The following is a 17,836-nucleotide window of genomic DNA, read 5'->3' as shown; positions in this document are numbered from 1 at the left end:
ACGGACTGCCTTGTTGTCCGGGGGAACGTCGTTGTCCCGCCTGCCGGGCCTACTCGCCCGCGTCCTCCGTGGCCCGGCGGGCCGCCTCGGCCGACGGGGTGCCGGCGCGGCGGCGCTCGACCCAGCCCTCGACGTTGCGCTGCGGGGCCCGCGCGACCGCCATCGCCCCCGGCGGGACGTCCTGGACGATCACCGAGCCGGCCGCCGTGTAGGCGCCGTCCCCGACCGTCACCGGCGCGACGAACATGTTGTCGCTGCCCGTCCGGACGTGGGAGCCGATCACGCTGCGGTGCTTGTCGACGCCGTCGTAGTTCACGAACACCGAGCCGGCGCCGATGTTGGAGTGCTCGCCGATCTCGGCGTCACCGACATAGGTCAGGTGCGGGACCTTCGAGCCCTCGCCGATGTCGGCGTTCTTGGTCTCGACGTAGGTGCCCGCCTTCGCCCCGCGGCCCAGCCTCGTGCCGGGGCGCAGGTAGGCGTAGGGGCCCACGGACGCCTCGGGGCCGATCTCGGCGCTGACGCAGACCGCGTTGGCGACGGTGGCGCCCGCGCCCACCCGGGTGTCGGTCAGCGTGCAGTTCGGACCCACCCGGGCGCCCTCGCCCAGGTGCGTCTCGCCGTGCAGCTGGGTGCCCGGGAGGATCTCGGCGTCCGGCTCGGCGGTCACGCCCGCGTCGATCCAGGTGGTCGCCGGGTCGACGATCGTGACCCCGGCGCGCATGTGCGCCTCCAGGATCCGGTCGTTGAGCTGGCGGCGCGCCTGGGCGAGCTGCACCTTGTCGTTGACGCCCTGGGTCTCGACCCAGTCGGCGGCGAGGTGGGCGCCCGCGCGGTGGCCGTCGGCGCGCATGATCTCGACGACGTCGGTGAGGTACTCCTCGCCCTTGGCGTTGTCGGTGGTCACGCGCTTGAGCGCGGCCTCCAGCAGCGACCCGTCGAAGGCGTACATGCCGACGTTGATCTCGTTGATCGCCCGCTCGGCCTCGCTCGCGTCCTTGTGCTCGACGATCGCGGCCACGCTGCCGTCGGCCGCCCGCACGATACGGCCGTACCCGGTCGGGTCGGGGAACTCGGTGGTGAGGATCGTCGCCGCGTTCCCCTCGTCCTCGTGGGACCGGACGAGCGCCGCGAGCGTCTCCCCGCGCAGCAGCGGGTGGTCGCCGTTGGTGACCACCACGGTGCCCTCCAGCGCGCCGGTCTGCTCCAGCGCCATCCGCACGGCGTGCCCGGTGCCGGACCGCACCTCCTGGACGGCGGTCTCGGCGTCCGGCGCGTGCTCGGCGAGGTGCTCGGCGACCTGCTCCCGCCTGTGCCCCACGACGACGACGAGCCGCCCGGGTTCCAGCTCGCGGGCGGCGGCCAGCACGTGGCCGAGCATGCTGCGCCCGCACAGCTCATGGAGCACCTTGGAGGTGCGGGACTTCATTCGGGTGCCCTCGCCGGCGGCGAGGACGATGACGGCTGCCGGGCGGCTGGCGCTCACTGGGGAGGCTCCTCGGCGTCGCGGACAGGTTCCTTGGTCGGGCTGTCTACCTGCTGCGACGGCCTCGGACAGGCCACAGCGCACCCGACACGGGGAAGGATACCGCCCGCCACCCCCGCCGCGTCCGCCCGCACCCGGCGACCCGCTGATCGCGACGTTGCGGACAGCTCCGGCGCAAGGACTCGAACCTTGTCTAAGGGCACCAAAAACCCTTGTGCTGCCAATTACACCACGCCGGACCAAAGCGGACAGTTCGGACATGAGCCGACCGTCCGGGCGCCCCAACGATACCGAGCCTCGGGGGGTGGGCCCAGTCTATTGTCCCGCGCCCGCCGCCTCCGGTGTCGTGCGACCGACATGTCGATGTCTGTCCGGATCGGTTTAGGTCGGCCGGATGCGAGCACTCCGTCCTCGTGCCGACGCGTGAACCTTTGCCGCGGGTCGTGCGTTCGTGCTGGGTGAGGGGCATGTCACGTCCCTTCGGCGGGGTCCGTCGGACCGATGGGCCGCAAGAGTGTTATGTGGCCTGTGGGGGAGATTCCCACTGTTTTTACCGTTTGCCCCTGCACAACTTACGAACCCGTAGGTTACGGTGGCGTAGGTAGGACAGCCCAGACACAGGAAGCGGTGACTCTATGACCACGGCCCCGGCCCTCGACCCTCCCCGGCCGCAGCGCCGACCCGAACTCGACCCGGACCGGCAGGGCAACGCGGAGCGGCTGCTCGTCGCCGTGTTCACCGGTGTGCCGTTCCTGGCGCTCTTCGCGGCCGTCCCGCTCGCCTGGGGCAGGTTCCTCGGCTGGACGGACATCGCGATCATGGCGGTGTTCTACGTGCTGTCGGCGGCGGGGATCACGGTCGGCTACCACCGCTTCTTCACGCACGGGTCGTTCAAGGCGCGGCGGCCGCTGAAGATCTTCATGGCGCTGGCGGGGGGCCTCGCGATCGAGGGGCCGGTCATCACGTGGGTCGCCGACCACCGGCGCCACCACAAGCACTCCGACAAGGACTTCGACCCGCACTCGCCGTGGCGGTTCGGCAACGACTGGAAGGCGCTCGGCAAGGGGCTCGTGTGGGCGCACTACGGGTGGCTGTTCGACGGGAACCGCACGTCCAAGCCGCGCTACGCCAAGGACCTGCTGAACGACCGCGACATGGTCCGCATCCACCAGTTGTTCCCCGCGCTCGTCGCGTTGTCGTTCTTCCTGCCCGCCGCGCTCGGCGGGCTGCTCACGATGTCCTGGACGGGATTCCTCACCGCGCTGTTCTGGGCCGGATTCGTGCGGATCACGCTCGTCCACCACGTGACGTGGTCGATCAACTCGATCTGCCACACGTTCGGCAAGGAGCACTTCGAGGTGCGCGACAGGTCCCGCAACGTGTGGTGGCTCGCCATCCCGTCGCTGGGCGAGTCGTGGCATAACCTGCACCACTCCGACCCGACCTGCGCGCGCCACGGCGTCCTGCGGGGGCAGATCGACATCAGCGCGCGGATCATCTGGGCGTTCGAGCGGGCGGGGTGGGCCTACGACGTCCGCTGGCCGAACGCGGAGCGGCTCGCCGCCAAACGCACCGAGCAGGCTCGTTGACCGCCACAATTGAGCCCGTGACGGAACCCGCTCCCAGACCCCGCAGAAAGCGGATGACAGGCAAGGAACGCCGCGAGCAGCTCCTCGACATCGGGCGGACGCTGTTCGCCGAACGCGGTCTGGACGGCACCTCGGTGGAGGAGATCGCCTCCGCCGCCGGGGTCTCCAAGCCGGTGGTGTACGAGCACTTCGGCGGCAAGGAGGGACTGTACGCGGTCGTCGTCGACCGGGAGTTCGAGAAACTGCTGAGGCTGATCACCGAGTCGCTGAATTCGGCGACCCACTACCGCGGCAAACTGGAGAAGGCCGCGCTGGCGCTGCTGGAGTACATCGAGGGGAATCCGGACGGGTTCCGCATCCTCGTGCGCGACTCGCACGGCGGCACCGGGACCGGCAGCTACGCCAGCCTCCTCAGCGAGATCGCCGGTGAGGTCGAGTACATCCTCGCCCAGGAGTTCGACCGGCACGACTACGACGACAAGTTCGCGCCGCTGTACGCGCAGAGCCTCGTGGGAATGGTCGCGATGACCGGCCAGTGGTGGCTGGACGTGCGCAAGCCGCGCCGCGAGGAGGTCGCCGCCCACATCGTGAACCTCGCGTGGAACGGGATCTCGGGCCTGGAGCCGCGGCCCTCGCTCGATCCGAGGCAGCGCCGCAAGGAGATGGAGCGCCAGGAGAAGCGCGCCGAGAAGGCGGCGGCGAAGGCGGAGAAGGCCGAGGAGAAGGCCGCCGCCAGGGCCGAGAAGGCCCAGCGCAAGGTCCGGGGCGAGGGCGACGCCGAGCCCCAGGAAGGCTGAGCGGGACCGATTCCCCGTGAAACCGCCGGCCGTCCGGAGTTCTCCCGGACGGCCGGCGGCCGGGGTCGCCGGCGCCGGGTCACGGTGCCGGGATCTGGTCCGGATGCCGTCCGTCCGCCGAGGTCGCGCACCGCAGGGGAACGAGTCGCTGGCCTCTGATGGACGGACGGCACCCCGTCTAGGGCGCGTTCCGGCGCGCGACGACGAACACGCGGCGGAACGGGAACACGGTCCCGTAGGTCGCGGCCGGATACGCCTCGTTCAGCCGATGCCGATAGGCGTCGAGGAACTCCTCGGTCTCGGCCGCGTCGAGTTCGGTCAGGATGGGCCGCAGCGTGCTTCCCTTGACCCATTCCAGGACCGGGTCGTCGCCGTGCAGGATCTGCGCGTAGGTCGTTTCCCAGGCGTCGACCGCGTATCCGTGCCGCGCCAGCAGATCGAGGTATCCCGCCGGGGTGAGGACGGGCGAGGGCGGCATCATGTGGCCGACCCTGTCCTTCCATCGGGGCGACCGGCAGAGCGCCCGCAGAAGGGTATGGCTGGGCTCGTCGAAATTGCCGGGCACCTGGAACGCGAGCCGCCCGCCTGGGGCGAGGGCGCCGGCCCATTGCGGCAGCAGATCGAAATGCTCGGGAACCCAGTGCAGAACGGCGTTGGAAATGAGGAGGTCGACCGGGCCGTGCGGCCGCCAGGCGGCGACGTCCCCGACCGCGAAGCTCAGCCGTCCGGGGATCTCGTGCGCCTTCGCCGCCGCGATCATGTCGGGTGAGCTGTCCCGGCCCTCGATGACGGCCTCCGGCCACCGCTCGGCGAGGGTGGCGGTCAGCTCGCCCGAGCCGCACCCGAGATCGACGACGGACCGGGGTTCCAGGCCCTGGAGCCGTCCGACCAGCTCGGCGAACGGCCTGGAGCGCTCGTCGCCGTAGCGCCCGTACTGCGCGGGGTCCCATTCAGCATCTCTCGACATCAAGACACAGGATGCCCCGCCCCTATCTTGATGTCAAGAATCCGGTCGGCGCGGCGCGCTAGAAGTCCTCCCCCTTGAACTCCATCGGACCCTCGTCCATCTCGAAGGTGCCGTCGGTGTAGAGCATGGGACGGGCCTCGCCGCCGTCGCTGTAGCGCTCCACGTGCCTGATCTCGAAGCCGTCCGGGACGGTGAAGTCCACCAGGGCGATCGCGACCCAGTACGAGTAGTCGTCGCTGTGGAACAGCGGGACCGTCACCGTGGAGCCCCGGCCGTCGGTCACGACCGCGCGGGCGCCGTAGGACTTGAACGAGCCGGTGCCGTTCTCGACGGCGCTGTAGGCACAGATCAGGACATATCCCTGCTGGTCGGGACGTGTGATCCGGACCGTCTCCCGGCCGGGCACCGTGGCGTCGCCGTCCAGCTGGATGAAGGGCGGCGCGGTGAGCGCGCCGAGGTCGCGGTAGTAGACGACACCGTCGCTCTCCTTGCGGCCCTTCTTCAGCTTGGAGAACGGCGAGACCTGGTGGGCGGGGACGAACAGGGCGTAAAGGTCCAGGTCCGCTCCCTCGGACTTCCGCTTGCCCCCGTCCCATTCCAGCGAGGCGGTGACCGTCGCCGTGGTGTCGCGCTTGTCCAGGCTGATCGACGCCTTGCCCGCCTTCTTCAGCGTGATCTTGCCGAGCGGTGCCGCCGCCGGGGCAGCGACCGGGGGCGCGACCGGCGCGGGGGCCGCGGGGCCCGGGTCGTCCACGGTCACGCCGTAGTCGGCGGCCAGCCCGGCCAGGCCGCTGGCCCACCCCTGCCCGACCGCGCGCACCTTCCAGCCGTCGCCGCGCCGGTACAGCTCCAGCAGCACCGCGACCGTCTCGCCGTCCACCAGCGGGGGCGGCTCGAAGGCGACCGTGCCCTGCCCGCAGACGACGGCGGCGCGCGGGGTGGTGGAGGCGTCGAAGCGCGCCCCCGGGCGGTCGGCGTCGACGCTCGCCACGATCGCGACCGTGTGCACCTCGGGCGGCACCCGGCCGAGGTCGGCGGTGACCGTGGCGTTCTCGACGCTCACCCCGTCCTGCTCCGGATGGTTGAAGAACACCAGGTCGTGGTCGCCGCGGACCTTGCGCTCCCCGGTGAGCAGCAGCGCGGAGACGTCGACGGGCACGGCCGCCGTGATCGTGACCGCGGCGGACCGGCCGTCGAGTGGAGCGTTCCCGCCCTTGCCGAGGGTGTGCTGCATGGTTCTCTCCGAGGGGATGGGCGTCGGCCGTCTGCCTGCGGCAACGCGGTTGAAGATCATTACAGCAGGGCTTGATCGCCACCGGCGCCGCCGGGGTGGCCGGAGTCGGCCGCCCGACGATCATCCGCCGGGACCGCCGTCCGCGGCGGGCGTCTCGATATCGAGATGGGTAGGGTGGCGGGATGGAGGATGAGGTCGACCGGCTGGTCGGCGCCTGGAACACCGAGCGTCCCGACCTCGATGTCGCGCCGCTGCACGTCCTCAGCCGGATCTCGCGGCTCGCGCGCCATCTCGACCGCGCGCGGCGGGCGGTGTTCGGCGCGCACGGCCTGGAGTCGTGGGAGTTCGACGTCCTCACCGCGCTGCGCCGGGAGGGCTCCCCCTACCAGCTCAGCCCCGGTCGGCTGCTGCACGCGACGCTGGTCACGTCCGGGACGATGACCAACCGCATCGACCGGCTCGCGGCGGCGGGCCTGGTCGAGCGGCATCCCGACCCGCTCGACAAGCGCGGCGTGATCGTCCGGCTGACACCCGCGGGGCTGCGGCGCGTGGACGCGGCGTTCGCCGACCTCCTCGACCGCGAGCAGGTGTTCCTGGAGGGGCTCAGCCCCGCCCAGCGGAGCGCGCTCGCCGACCTGCTGCGGACGCTGCTGGTCCCCTTCGACTCCTAGTCGGCGGCTCCTAGCCGACGTCCTCGGCGAGCATCAGCCACTCCTCCTCGACCTGGGCGGCCTCGGCCTGGATCTCCTTGAGGCGGCCGTCCAGCTCCTGGAGCTTGGCGTAGTCGGTGGCGTGCGCGGCGAGCCGCTCGTGCAGCTCGGCCTCCTGCCCGGCGAGCTTCTCCAGGCGGCGTTCGAGCCGGTCGAGCTCCTTGCGGGCCTTCCAGTCCTGGCCGCCCTTGGGCCTCGGCGGCGCGGCCGCGGCGGGCCCGGCGGGCGCGGCGGGGGCGACCGCGCCGGCGGTTCCGGCGGCGCGGCGCTCCAGGTACTCGTCGACGCCGCCGGGCATCATCGTCACGCGGCCGTCGCCGAGCAGCGCGACGACGTGGTCGGTGATGCGCTCCAGGAAGTAGCGGTCGTGGCTGACGACGACGAGCGTGCCGGGCCAGCCGTCGAGCAGGTCCTCGACCTCGGTGAGCGTCTCGATGTCGAGGTCGTTGGTCGGCTCGTCCAGCAGGAGGACGTTCGGCTCGCCCATGAGCAGCCGCAGCACCTGGAGGCGGCGCCGCTCGCCGCCGGACAGGTCGCCGACCGGCGTCCACTGCCGGTCCCCCGCGAAGCCGAGCCGTTCGAGGAGCTGGCTCGCCGTCCACTCGCGCTTGCCGACGGTGATGCGGCGGCGGATCTCCTCCACCGACTCAAGGACGCGGCGGGACGGGTCGAGGTCCTCAAGGTTCTGCGACAGGTGCGCGAGCTGGACGGTCTTGCCCCGCACCACCCGGCCCGCCACCGGGTCGACCGAGCCGTCCAGCAGGCGCAGCAGCGTGCTCTTGCCGCTGCCGTTCACGCCGACGAGCCCGACCCGGTCGCCGGGGCCGAGCCGCCAGGTCATCCGGGAGAACAGGTCGCGTTCGCCGAGCCGGACGGTGGCCTCCTCGACGTCGTAGACGGTCTTGCCGAGCCGCGCGGTCGCGAAGCGGGTCAGCTCCACCGAGTCGCGCGCGGGCGGCTCGTCGGCGATCAGCGCCTGCGCCGCGTCCACCCGGAACTTCGGCTTGGACGTGCGGGCCTGCGGGCCGCGGCGCAGCCACGCCAGCTCCTTGCGCAGCAGGTTCTGCCGCTTGGCCTCGGTCGCGGCGGCGATCCGCGACCGCTCGGCCTTCGCCAGGACGTAGGCGGAGTAGCCGCCCTCGTAGCGCTCGACGCGGCCGTCGACGACCTCCCACGTCCGCTCGGTGACCTCGTCGAGGAACCAGCGGTCGTGCGTGACGACGAGCAGCGCGACCCGGCGGCCGCGCAGGTGCCGGGCGAGCCAGTCGATGGCCTCGATGTCGAGGTGGTTGGTGGGCTCGTCCAGCACCAGCAGGTCGGACTCGGGGACGAGCAGCCGGGCCAGCGCGACCCGGCGCCGCTCCCCGCCGGACATCCCGGCGAGCGGGGCGTCGAGGTCGAGCCCGGCGAGCAGGCCCGCGAGGATCTCGCGGGCGCGGGTGTCGCCCGCCCACTCGTGCTCGGCGCGCTCCCCCAGCACCACCGACCGGACGGTCGCGCCCTCGGGGAAGTCGTCGCGCTGGGTCAGGTAGCCGAGCCGCAGGCCGCGGGCGTGGGTGACGCGCCCGGCGTCGGGCTCGATCTCCTTCGCGAGGACGGACACGAGCGTGCTCTTGCCGCCGCCGTTGCGCCCGACGACGCCCACGCGGTCGCCGTCGTCGAGCCCGAGGGACACGGCGTCGAGCAGCGGGGCGGGGCCGTAGGCCTTGGCGACGTTCTCAACGTTGATCAGATTCACGACGCCTCCAGCCTATTGCCCCCGGCGAACCGGTCGCGCGGCCCGCCGCGCGGCCCGGTCGCGGGGCTCAGCGGGGCGGCGGGCCGCCCTCGGGCCGCGCCGTCGCGCCGGCGACGGCCGCCGGGACGGCGTTGGAGGTGCTCGCGAGGGCGGGGTCGGGCGCGGCGACGGTGCCGGCGACGGTGCCGGGGGCGTTGCGGCGCAGGTCCCGGTCGCGGCGCACCGACCTCCCGACGAGCGTGACCATCATGGCGATGGCCAGCAGTGCCAGCAGCCCGGACAGAATCGTCATCGCTCCACCTCGTCCGCAGATTTCGGGCGTTCACCCTAAGGACGCCCCCGGCGGGCTCGGAGTTCGCTTGTATGACTAGAGCAGCTAGTGTGCCACCGATCACTCACCGTGCGGTGACCCCCGCGCGCGGCCGTCAGACGAGCGTCGCGCCCGGGACCGGGCCGGACGCGCGGACGATCGACGCGGCGACCCCCGCGCCGTCCAGGTCGGCGGCGAGCTCGGCGGCGTGCTCGTCGTTCGCGGCGAGGAACGCGCAGGTGGGGCCGGAGCCGGAGACGAGCGAGCCGAGCGCCCCGAGGTCGCGCCCGGCGGCGAGCGTGCGGCGCAGGGACGGCCGGAGCGCGAGCGCGGCGGGCTGGAGGTCGTTGTCGAGCGCCTCGCCGAGGCCCTTGGCGTCGCCGGTGGCGAGCGCGGCCATCAGGTCCTCGCTGACGCGCGGCCGGGGCGCGGCGCGCCCGTCGGCGGCGCGGATCCGGTCGCACTCGGCGTAGACGGCGGGCGTGGACAGGCCGCCGCCGGCGGTCGCGAACACCCAGTGGAAGGTTCCCCGGGCGAGCGCGGGGGTCAGCCGCTCGCCGCGTCCGACCCCGATCGCGGTGCCGCCGAGCAGCGCGAACGGGACGTCGCTGCCGAGGTCGGCGGCGAGCTCCAGGAGGTCGTCGCGCGACAGCACGGGCGACTCGCGGTCGTCCCAGAGCCGGGCGCAGGCGACCAGCGCGGCGGCGGCGTCGGCGCTGCCGCCCGCCATGCCGCCCGCGACGGGGATGGCCTTGCGGATGCGCAGCGCCACCGCGGGCGGGGTCCCGAGCCGCGCGGCGACGAGCGTCGCGGCGCGGGCGGCGAGGTTGTCGGCGCCGGTGGGGACGCCCTCGACCGACACCCGCGAGTAGGGCGCCGGCTCGACGCTCACCTCCAGCCGCGCGGCGGGCACGGCGCGCACCTCGTCGAACAGCGACACGGCGTGGAAGACGTTGACCAGGTCGTGGTAGCCGTCGTCGCGGAGCGGCCCCACGGCGAGCTGGAGGTTGACCTTCGCGGGAACGCGTACGCTCACTGCCGTCACGTCACCGAAGCGTACGGGACGCGGCGCCCCCGTACCGAAACCGGCCCGTCCCCGCAGGTCGCGCGGGGTGCCCGGAGGTCAGTCGCTGGTCACCGGGAGGTTGCGCGGGTTGAAGTAGGGGGTGGTCGCGATCTCCCGCAGCGCCGAGACGGCGCGCTTGTCGCCGGTCACCGCGAACGCCCGCCGGGTGTCGCGCGCGTCGTCGGCCTGCTCGTCGGAGTCGAAGTAGACGACGGCCTTGACCTGCGGGTCCTGGAGGGTCCTGGCGGCGGCGCGGAGCCACTCGGCGCGGCGCTCGCCGTAGGACTTCGGGACGCCGAACTCGGCGATCATGATCGGCTTGGCGCGTCCCCGGGCCCACTGCACGAACAGCTTCACCGCCTCCGACAGGTCGCGGTAGTCGTAGTCGCCGCCCGGCTGGGCGTCGGCGCAGATCCAGTCGACCTCGTCGTCGCCGGGGTAGAACGACCCCGCGTTGCCGGAGCCGAAGCCGCGCGCCGACGGGCACCACACCCAGGCGACGTTGTCGACCTTCTCCTGCTTGAAGACGGCCCGCAGGTGCTTCCACGCGGCGATGAAGTCGGCGGCGGAGTGCACGCGCTTCTGCGAGCTCTTCTTGTCCATGTCCCGCGACCAGCGCAGGAAGATCGGCTTGCCGGTGGCCTTGATCGCGCGGGCGCGGGAGCGGATCAGCTCGTCGTGCTCGCCGAGGATGATCTCCTTGGTGTCGGCGCCGCCCCAGGTCAGCAGCAGGTAGCGGCTGCTGGCGAGCACCGAGGAGTCCAGGCCGGTGGGGAAGGGCGACTTCCAGCCCCGGTAGCTCTGGACGATGTCGAGCTGCCGTCCGAGCCCGCTCTCGAACGCGGCGACCGGCTCCATGCCGGGCCTGCCCGCGTCCTTGCCCGTCGGCTTGCCGGACGGGCTCCCCGAGGGGCTCTGCGACGGGCTTCCCGAAGGCCCGGCCGAGGGGCTCGCCGAACCGTCCGGGGAGCCGGAGGTCTTGGAGGGCGACCCGGCGGAGGACTTCGGCCTGGCGACGTCCTCCGGCGGGACGTAGGCGCCGAAGTAGGCGCCCTTCGCCGGGGGCGTCGGGGCGACGCCGGCCCGCGCGGTCGTCGTGATCTTCGGTGCGGCCCCCGCGCCGCTACCGCAGCCGGCGGCTGCCAGCGCCGCCAGCGCCGTGATCACGATCGGCGCCGCCGCGGGCACCCCGACCCGCGCCGTCCGCGAACGCGCCTTCACCATCGCCCTCCGCCTCTTCCGGATGTGATGCGCCCCCTGGAGCACCCGTGGGGGGACAGTGGGAATCGCCCACTGGACCATACTCGGCAATCCGGGCGAAGGAGGCCACGTCAATGGCTTCGCCCCGAGCCCGTGGATCAACGTCCGCCGCGCGCAGCGCCCGCTCGGCCGCGGCCGCCGACCCGGCCCACCCCGCGAGGGCGGCGCGCAGCGTCTTGCGGCGCTGCGCGAAGGCGGCGTCGATCACCGAGAACACCCGCTCGCGGGGGGCGGTGGTGTCCGGCGGGTCGCGCCGGGTGAACGCGACCAGGCCGGAGTCGACGTTCGGGACGGGCCAGAAGACCGCGCGCCCGACCGGCCCCGCCCGGCGGGCCTCGCCGTACCAGGCGAGCTTCACCGACGGCACCCCGTAGATCTTGGAGCCGGGCGCGGCGACCATCCGGTCGGCGACCTCGGCCTGCACCATGACGAGCGCGCGCCGCAGCGACGGCAGCGCGGCCAGCAGGTGCAGGACGACCGGGACGGCGACGTTGTAGGGGAGGTTCGCGACCAGCGCGGTCGGCTCCGGCCCCGGCACCGATGTGATCTTCATCGCATCGGCGCGCACGACCTCCAGCCGTCCCGCGAGACCCGGCTCGCGCGCCGCCGCCGTCGCGGGCAGCTCGGCCGCGAGCGCCGGGTCGATCTCGACCGCGACGACCCGCCGCGCCTCCGGCAGCAGCGCCAGCGTCAGCGACCCGAGCCCCGGCCCGACCTCGATCACGACGTCGTCGGGGCGCAGGTCGGCGGCCCGGACGATCCTCCGGACGGTGTTCGCGTCGATGACGAAGTTCTGCCCGAGCGTCTTGGTCGGCCGGATGCCGAGCCGCCCCGCCAGCGCCCGCACGTCGGCGGGCCCGAGCAACCCCTGTTTGTCCCCCACGGAGCAAGTGTCTCAAACCCGCGGACGGTATTAGAGGCAGACCGATGTCAGGAGAAGACCGATGTCAGGAGAACAGGAACCGTCCGCAGTTGGGCCACTGGCCCTGCCAGCGCCCGTTCACCTTGTTGTAGAGGAGCTGCGCCCGGTAGGTCTGCTCGCCCGGACTGGCGTCCGACGGCCTGCCCGAGCCCCCGACCGACGCCCACGACTGCATCGAGAACTGGTACAGCCCGTAGTACCCGGCCGGATTGACCGCCTTCGGGTTGTTGTGCGACTCGCAGTTGGCGAGGCCGTGCCAGTTCAGCCGGGACGCCGAGCCCCCGGCCGCCGACTGCGGCCCGACCGCGAGGATCCGCGCGACGGGCTTGCGCTTGACCTTCTCGGAGATGACCGTCTTGACCTTCTTGCCCTTGCGCCGGACGTAGGCGGTCCGCACGATCTTCAGGCCCGGCCTGCCCTTGCGCAGCTCCTTCTCGCTGAAGGGCGGCACCGACGAGCTCTTCTTGCGGATCGTCGGCGCCGTGACCGCGACGACCTTGGTCACCGGGGCCGACAGCAGCCGCACCACCTTGATCCTCGCCCCGGCGGGCCGGTCGCGCGGCGGCGCGACCAGGTCGTGCGGGCCGAGCCGGATCTTCGCCTGGTCGAGGACCTGCTGGACGGTCGTCCCGGTGGTCATCGTCTCGGTCTTCTTCTTGTCGACCACGATGACGACCTTGCGCGGCGCGGGGGCGCTGGTGCGCGGCGCGTCCGCGACGGGGGCCGTGCTGCCGGCGGGCTTGGCCGCTCCGCCGCCTCCTCCGCCTCCGCACGCGGCGGCGAGCAGCGCCGTCACCAGCAGGACGGGAACCGCAGGGGTCGTGGGGGCTCGACGCACCGTTTCCTCCAGGGCCGACCGGGCTCGGGGGCGCCCGCTCCGGCCAGAGAGTAGAGCCAACCGGCGGTGCCCGCCACCTCCTCAGCCCCGAACGTCGCTTTCGGGCACGCCGCCCTCACCGCCGCGCGGAGCCTCCGGCGCCGGCAGGAGCGCGAGGTGCTCGTCGCGGACGAGGTTGAAGCGCAGCGCCAGCGACACCAGCGCGGCGCGCTGCCAGTCGGCCTTGGCCGCGCGGCCCTCCGGCGCGGGGTCCTTGACGCGCAGCTTCGCCGCGGCCAGGTAGTCGATGTGGAAGTTGACGGCGGCGCGCGTGAGTCCGCCGCGTCCCGGGGCGTCGCCGAGCCGCTCGATGATCTCCGGGACGGTGGGGATCACGACGCTGGAGGGGTCGCGGAGCCGGGGCTCGCACAGGGCGACGAGCACGAGGAAGTACTTCGCGCCGACGTCCAGCGGATAGGGGACGGCGGTGGCGTCGCCCCCGGTGTCCTCCGGCGCGTCGGGGTCGGCGTACATCTGGGCGGGCGCGAAGACCAGGAACGACACCGTGCCGGTGCCGGCCGGGATCAGCACGCGGGCGAACTCGAACGGGACCGGCATGTCGAGCCGCCGGGGCCGGGCGCGCAGGTACTCCCCCGCGCCCTCGGGGTTCTCGACGACGTAGGTCGCGGCGCGGCTGAGGTTGCTGAGCAGCCAGTAGCCGTCCATGGCGCGGACGCGCCCGGCGACGCGGGAGACGGCGGGGTCGGCGAGGGTCAGCCCGGCGGACGGGTCGCGCCCGAACGTCAGCTCGCCGCCGGGCGCCACCTCCGTCGAGCCGGGCCCGCCCTCCCGCTGGACGATGATGCCCGGCATCGGCGGCTCCTACCGGACGGTTCGGGAACGGTCCACGCCACCCTATAACCTTCCAGGTTGCCTCTCGCCCGTCCATTCAGCATGATTGCCCATTGGCGCGGGCCTAGTGCGCGCCACTGTGCGAGCCACTGTGCACGCCACCCGAATCCCCGCAGCGGTCGAAATCCACTCGAAGAATGAACCCGGCGGCATCTGCGAGCGTCGAAGCCTCCAGGGCGCCGGGCCTACTCGAACACCGGGGGACCCATGAACGGCGACCGGACGACCAGCCCAGCCTCCCTTCCCATACCACTCGCGGGCGGCGCGGCGCGCCATTTCTGAGCCATTGCCGACACGGCATGCGATGCCACGGAACCGGCGCCGAAAATGATGCGTCGATTTCATCGGGACCGGCTCGGAGAGGCCGGGGTGGAAACACGTCCACCGCACCGGCTCCCGGCCGGATGGGGCGCGCGGGGACCCCGGGCGCCGATCGGAGGTCGTAGAGATGTGGTCTGAGATCCCGGACGCGCTGCCCGGCCTGCTCGCCGGGCCGCTCGCGGTCGCGGGCGCCGCGAAGGCGCTCGTCCCGTCCGGGCGGCTGGCGTGGCCGTTCGAGCGGGGGATCCTGCGCTCGCCCTGGGGCCCCCGGCTGACGGGGGCCGCGGAGACCACCCTCGCGGTGGCGCTCGTCGCGCTCCCGGCCGGGCCCGCGGCGGCCATCGCGCTCGCCGCCTACACCGCGCTCGCCGGAATCGCCTACAGGCTGCGGGGCCGGCGCTGCGTGTGCTTCGGCGCGGCGCGGCTCGCCTCCGTCGGGCGCGTCCACGTCGGCGCCAACGCGGGGGCGGCCGGGCTCGCCCTGATCGCGCTCGCCGCGTCCGGCGGCGCGGGGGGCGGCGCGGGGGGCGGCGGCACCGCCGTCCGGATCGGGGCGGCGGTCGCCTCGGCCGTCGCGACGGTCGCCATCGTCCTGCTGGTCGACCGCCGCGCGGGCGGCGGGAGCGACGCCCCGCCCTCCGAGGAGAGCCCGTCCGTGGAGCCGTGCGACGAAGTGATCACGGGGGTGCGGATCTACCTGGCGGAGGGCTGCCCCTCCTGCCGGGCCCTCGGCCGCCTGCTGGAGACCGTCGGGCCCGCCCGCCGCGCGGCCGTCACCACCACGCTCGTCGGACGCGGCGCCGCGCTGCCCGCGCCGCTGACCGGGATGGGCTTCCCCTGCGCGGTCGGGACCGGCGCGTCCGGCGCGCCGGTGTGCGACCCGGCCGAGGGCGTCGGCGCCGTCAAGGCGCTGGTCGACCGGGTCGCGGTCCGCGCCGAACCGTGCCCGGCCGACGCCCGCTGACCGCCAGGGGCCGGATCACCCGTACCGGATCACCCCGTACCGGATCACCCCGTACCGGCTCACCCGTACCGGATCACCAGGGGCCGAAGACCCGCTCGCCGTTCGCCGCGATCGCGGCGCACAGGTCCGCGACGTCCACGCCCTTGATCTCGGCCATCGCGCGGACGGTGTGCGGGACCAGGTACGAGGCGTTCGGCTTGCCCCGGTGCGGGACCGGCGTCAGGAACGGCGCGTCGGTCTCCACCAGCACCAGGTCGAGCGGGGCGGCCTTCAGCGCGGCGCGCAGCGGGTCGGCGTTCTTGAACGTGACGTTCCCGGCGAAGCTCATCACGTACCCGCGTTCGGCGCAGACGCCGGCCATCCGCTCGTCGCCGGAGAAGCAGTGGAAGACGACCCTCTCGGGCGCGCCCTCCTCCAGCAGGATCGCCAGGACGTCGTCGTGCGCCTCCCGGTCGTGGATCACCAGGGCCTTGCCCGTGCGCTTGGCGATGTCGACGTGCGCGCGGAACGCGGTGTGCTGGTCGTCCTTGGGCGCCCAGTCGCGGTAGTAGTCCAGCCCGGTCTCGCCGATCGCGCGGACCTTCGGGTGCGCGGCCATCGCGGCGATGTCGTCGAGCACGGCGTCGGAGATCCCGGCCGTCTCGTTCGGGTGGATCGCGACCGCCGCGTACACGTCGTCGAACTCGGCGGCGGTCTCGACCGCGAACCGGGAGGAGGGCAGGTCGCAGCCGATCGTGACGATCCGCGTGACGCCCGCCGCCTTCGCGGCCGCGAGCTGCTCCTCCACCGGCGTCTCGACGATGTCGAGGTGGCAGTGGCTGTCGAAGACGTCGGCGGGCAGCCGCTCGGGCAGCGGCGGGTAGGCCCGGGACGCCTGCCCGTCCTGGTCGTCGCTCACGGCTTCTCCAGGCGGGCGAGCTCCTCGTCCACCACGGACGTGTCGAGCTTCTTGAACAGCGGCACCGGCTTGGCCAGCGGGACGCCCGGCCTGATCGGCGCCGACTCCCAGCGCGCCTTCGTCGCGTAGTCGCCGGTGAGGACGCGGTAGTCGGGGCCGCCCTCCTCCGACACCGTCTGGATCTCCGGCATGCCGCTCCACTCGCCCTCGCCGCCGAGCATCTCGTGCACCTTCTGCGAGGAGTTCGGCAGGAACGGCGTGAGCAGCGTCTTCGCGTCGTCCACGACCTGGAGCGTGGTGTGCAGGATCGACCCGACGCGGGCGGGGTCGTCCTTGAGCTTCCACGGCGCCTGGTCGGACAGGTAGCGGTTGGCGTCCCGGACGACGTCCAGCGCCTCGGTGATCGCGTTCTTGAACCGCGACCGCTCCAGCTCCGCGCCGACCGCGCCGAACGCGGCGCGGCTGCGCTCCATCAGCGCCCGGTCGGCGTCGGTGAGGTCGCCGGCCTCGGGGATCGCGCCGAAGTTCTTCGCGGCGAGGTTCACCGACCGGTTGACCAGGTTGCCCCAGGCCGCGACCAGCTCGTCGTTGTTGCGGCGGACGAACTCGGACCAGGTGAAGTCGGTGTCCTGGTTCTCCGGGCCCGCGACCGCGACGTAGTAGCGCAGCGCGTCGACGTCGTAGCGCTCCAGGAAGTCCTTCACGTAGATGACGACCTGCCGGGACGAGGAGAACTTGCGCCCCTCCATCGTCAGGAACTCCGACGACACCACCTCGGTCGGCACGTTCAGCCCGCCGAGCGAGCCGGGTGTGCCGCCCCTGTCGCCCCGGCCGCTGTAGCCGAGCAGCATCGCCGGCCAGATCTCGGCGTGGAAGACGATGTTGTCCTTGCCCATGAAGTAGTAGGACAGGGCGTCCGGGTCCTGCCACCAGGCGCGCCACGCCTCCGGGTCGCCGGACCGGCGCGCCCACTCCACCGACGCCGAGAAGTACCCGATGACGGCGTCGAACCACACGTAGAGCTTCTTGGCCGGGTTCTCGCGCCAGCCGTCCAGCGGGATCGGGACGCCCCAGTCGAGGTCGCGGCTGATCGCCCTGGGCTGCATGTCGTCCAGCAGGTTCAGCGCGAACTTCAGCACGTTCGGCCGCCAGTCGCCCTGCTTGCCGCGCAGGTACCGGCCGAGGACGTCGGTGAAGGCGGGCAGGTCGAGCATGAAGTGCTCGGTCTCGACGAACTTCGGGGTCTCGCCGTTGATCCGGCTCACCGGGTTGATCAGGTCGACCGGGTCGAGCTGGTTGCCGCAGTTGTCGCACTGGTCGCCGCGCGCGCCGTCGTACCCGCAGATCGGGCAGGTGCCCTCGATGTAGCGGTCGGGCAGCGTCCGCCCCGTGGACGGGGAGATCGCGCCCATCGTCGTCTTCGGGAAGATGTAGCCGTTGTCGTAGAGGCCCTTGAAGACCTCCTGGACGACCGCGTAGTGGTTGCGGGTCGTGGTGCGGGTGAACAGGTCGTAGGACATGCCGAGGCCGTACAGGTCCTCGGCGATCACCCCGCTGTAGCGGTCGGCCAGCTCGCGGGCCGTCACGCCCTCCTTGTCGGCCTGCACCTGGATCGGCGTGCCGTGCTCGTCGGTGCCGCTCACCATCAGGACCTGGTTGCCCGCCATCCGCTGGTAGCGGCTGAACATGTCGGCGGGCAGCGCGAATCCGGAGACGTGCCCGATGTGACGGGGCCCGTTGGCGTACGGCCAGGCGGGCGCGGTCAAGATGTGTCGGCTTGACGAGGACATGGAATCAAGGGTAGTCGCGTCGGCCCCCCGCGCCGCACGGTTATCGCCCCCGAGC

At 72.9% G+C, this 17,836-nt stretch carries 16 protein-coding genes and 1 tRNA gene; 4 read left to right on the top strand and 13 right to left on the bottom strand.

Annotation, left to right across the window (positions count from 1 at the left end; all coding sequences use genetic code 11):
- Positions 1-49: 49 nt before the first annotated feature.
- Together glmU and KLI87_RS37735 are read right to left on the bottom strand one after the other, a co-directional pair.
- Positions 50-1,486, bottom strand: a complete 1,437-nt coding sequence (glmU, locus tag KLI87_RS37740) for a bifunctional UDP-N-acetylglucosamine diphosphorylase/glucosamine-1-phosphate N-acetyltransferase GlmU (protein WP_214620840.1) — start codon at positions 1,484-1,486, stop codon at positions 50-52.
- Positions 1,487-1,653: 167 nt separating this feature from the next.
- Positions 1,654-1,725: transfer RNA gene (locus KLI87_RS37735), tRNA-Gln, on the bottom strand.
- Positions 1,726-2,121: 396 nt separating this feature from the next.
- Here KLI87_RS37735 and KLI87_RS37730 point away from each other — a divergent pair.
- Together KLI87_RS37730 and KLI87_RS37725 are read left to right on the top strand one after the other, a co-directional pair.
- Complete coding sequence (locus tag KLI87_RS37730; RefSeq protein WP_156219099.1) at positions 2,122-3,075, top strand: fatty acid desaturase; 954 nt, start codon at positions 2,122-2,124, stop codon at positions 3,073-3,075.
- A gap of 53 nt (positions 3,076-3,128) precedes the next feature.
- Positions 3,129-3,872: a TetR/AcrR family transcriptional regulator gene (locus KLI87_RS37725; protein WP_214620839.1), complete on the top strand. Its 744-nt coding sequence runs from the start codon at positions 3,129-3,131 to the stop codon at positions 3,870-3,872.
- Positions 3,873-4,050: 178 nt separating this feature from the next.
- On the opposite strand, the gene KLI87_RS37720 is transcribed toward KLI87_RS37725, so the two are convergent.
- Both KLI87_RS37720 and KLI87_RS37715 read right to left on the bottom strand, forming a co-directional pair.
- Positions 4,051-4,839: a trans-aconitate 2-methyltransferase gene (locus KLI87_RS37720; RefSeq protein ID WP_214620838.1), complete on the bottom strand. Its 789-nt coding sequence runs from the start codon at positions 4,837-4,839 to the stop codon at positions 4,051-4,053.
- Positions 4,840-4,897: 58 nt separating this feature from the next.
- Positions 4,898-6,073, bottom strand: a complete 1,176-nt coding sequence (locus tag KLI87_RS37715; RefSeq protein ID WP_214620837.1) for a TerD family protein — start codon at positions 6,071-6,073, stop codon at positions 4,898-4,900.
- A gap of 182 nt (positions 6,074-6,255) precedes the next feature.
- Between KLI87_RS37715 and KLI87_RS37710 the strand changes: the two genes are divergently transcribed.
- Positions 6,256-6,744 (top strand): MarR family winged helix-turn-helix transcriptional regulator, encoded by a 489-nt coding sequence (locus KLI87_RS37710; protein ID WP_156219103.1) that lies wholly within the window; start codon positions 6,256-6,258, stop codon positions 6,742-6,744.
- A gap of 10 nt (positions 6,745-6,754) precedes the next feature.
- On the opposite strand, the gene KLI87_RS37705 is transcribed toward KLI87_RS37710, so the two are convergent.
- The 7 genes from KLI87_RS37705 to KLI87_RS37675 all read right to left on the bottom strand — a co-directional run bounded on the left by KLI87_RS37705 (position 6,755) and on the right by KLI87_RS37675 (position 13,769).
- Positions 6,755-8,521: an ABC-F family ATP-binding cassette domain-containing protein gene (locus KLI87_RS37705; protein ID WP_214620836.1), complete on the bottom strand. Its 1,767-nt coding sequence runs from the start codon at positions 8,519-8,521 to the stop codon at positions 6,755-6,757.
- A 67-nt stretch (positions 8,522-8,588) separates the two neighbouring features.
- Positions 8,589-8,813 carry a hypothetical protein gene (locus KLI87_RS37700; protein ID WP_156219104.1) on the bottom strand — a complete coding sequence of 75 codons (225 nt, stop codon included), beginning with the start codon at positions 8,811-8,813 and terminating at the stop codon, positions 8,589-8,591.
- 133 nt (positions 8,814-8,946) lie between these two features.
- Positions 8,947-9,867, bottom strand: a complete 921-nt coding sequence (locus KLI87_RS37695; protein WP_214620912.1) for a 4-(cytidine 5'-diphospho)-2-C-methyl-D-erythritol kinase — start codon at positions 9,865-9,867, stop codon at positions 8,947-8,949.
- Positions 9,868-9,954: 87 nt separating this feature from the next.
- Positions 9,955-11,121 (bottom strand): glycoside hydrolase family 26 protein, encoded by a 1,167-nt coding sequence (locus tag KLI87_RS37690; protein WP_246250331.1) that lies wholly within the window; start codon positions 11,119-11,121, stop codon positions 9,955-9,957.
- The gene (rsmA, locus tag KLI87_RS37685; RefSeq protein WP_214620835.1) at positions 11,021-12,040 is read right to left on the bottom strand and encodes a 16S rRNA (adenine(1518)-N(6)/adenine(1519)-N(6))-dimethyltransferase RsmA; all 1,020 of its coding nucleotides are present in this window, start codon (positions 12,038-12,040) and stop codon (positions 11,021-11,023) included. The genes KLI87_RS37690 and rsmA overlap by 101 nt, the downstream gene beginning before the upstream one ends.
- A gap of 64 nt (positions 12,041-12,104) precedes the next feature.
- The gene (locus tag KLI87_RS37680) at positions 12,105-12,917 is read right to left on the bottom strand and encodes a transglycosylase family protein (protein WP_308166513.1); all 813 of its coding nucleotides are present in this window, start codon (positions 12,915-12,917) and stop codon (positions 12,105-12,107) included.
- 81 nt (positions 12,918-12,998) lie between these two features.
- Positions 12,999-13,769, bottom strand: coding sequence for an FHA domain-containing protein (locus tag KLI87_RS37675; protein WP_214620834.1), 771 nt, complete (start codon positions 13,767-13,769; stop codon positions 12,999-13,001).
- A 487-nt stretch (positions 13,770-14,256) separates the two neighbouring features.
- Here KLI87_RS37675 and KLI87_RS37670 point away from each other — a divergent pair, with 487 nt between their 5' ends.
- Entirely contained in the window at positions 14,257-15,093 is an 837-nt protein-coding gene (locus KLI87_RS37670) for a hypothetical protein (protein WP_214620833.1), read from the top strand.
- A gap of 73 nt (positions 15,094-15,166) precedes the next feature.
- On the opposite strand, the gene KLI87_RS37665 is transcribed toward KLI87_RS37670, so the two are convergent.
- Together KLI87_RS37665 and metG are read right to left on the bottom strand one after the other, a co-directional pair.
- The gene (locus KLI87_RS37665) at positions 15,167-15,991 is read right to left on the bottom strand and encodes a TatD family hydrolase (protein WP_214620832.1); all 825 of its coding nucleotides are present in this window, start codon (positions 15,989-15,991) and stop codon (positions 15,167-15,169) included.
- A complete protein-coding gene (metG, locus tag KLI87_RS37660) occupies positions 15,988-17,781 on the bottom strand; it encodes a methionine--tRNA ligase (protein WP_214620831.1) in 1,794 nt (597 codons plus the stop codon). Before metG ends, KLI87_RS37665 begins: the two co-directional genes overlap by 4 nt.
- Between the last annotated feature and the right edge of the window lie 55 nt (positions 17,782-17,836).

This window comes from Actinomadura sp. NEAU-AAG7 (assembly GCF_018603865.1).
Classification (GTDB): Bacteria; Actinomycetota; Actinomycetes; order Streptosporangiales; family Streptosporangiaceae; genus Spirillospora; species Spirillospora litoris.
This window is presented reverse-complemented; position numbering and strand designations above follow the sequence as displayed.

What these genes read in the sequence shown, in the direction of transcription:
- KLI87_RS37670 (WP_214620833.1), top strand. Translation starts at nt 14,257, where the DNA reads ATGTGGTCTGAGATCCCGGACGCGCTGCCCGGCCTGCTCGCCGGGCCG.
- KLI87_RS37690 (WP_246250331.1), bottom strand. Translation starts at nt 11,121, where the DNA reads ATGGTGAAGGCGCGTTCGCGGACGGCGCGGGTCGGGGTGCCCGCGGCG.
- KLI87_RS37730 (WP_156219099.1), top strand. Translation starts at nt 2,122, where the DNA reads ATGACCACGGCCCCGGCCCTCGACCCTCCCCGGCCGCAGCGCCGACCC.
- KLI87_RS37720 (WP_214620838.1), bottom strand. Translation starts at nt 4,839, where the DNA reads ATGTCGAGAGATGCTGAATGGGACCCCGCGCAGTACGGGCGCTACGGC.
- metG (WP_214620831.1), bottom strand. Translation starts at nt 17,781, where the DNA reads ATGTCCTCGTCAAGCCGACACATCTTGACCGCGCCCGCCTGGCCGTAC.
- KLI87_RS37700 (WP_156219104.1), bottom strand. Translation starts at nt 8,813, where the DNA reads ATGACGATTCTGTCCGGGCTGCTGGCACTGCTGGCCATCGCCATGATG.
- KLI87_RS37725 (WP_214620839.1), top strand. Translation starts at nt 3,129, where the DNA reads ATGACAGGCAAGGAACGCCGCGAGCAGCTCCTCGACATCGGGCGGACG.
- KLI87_RS37710 (WP_156219103.1), top strand. Translation starts at nt 6,256, where the DNA reads ATGGAGGATGAGGTCGACCGGCTGGTCGGCGCCTGGAACACCGAGCGT.
- KLI87_RS37675 (WP_214620834.1), bottom strand. Translation starts at nt 13,769, where the DNA reads ATGCCGGGCATCATCGTCCAGCGGGAGGGCGGGCCCGGCTCGACGGAG.
- KLI87_RS37715 (WP_214620837.1), bottom strand. Translation starts at nt 6,073, where the DNA reads ATGCAGCACACCCTCGGCAAGGGCGGGAACGCTCCACTCGACGGCCGG.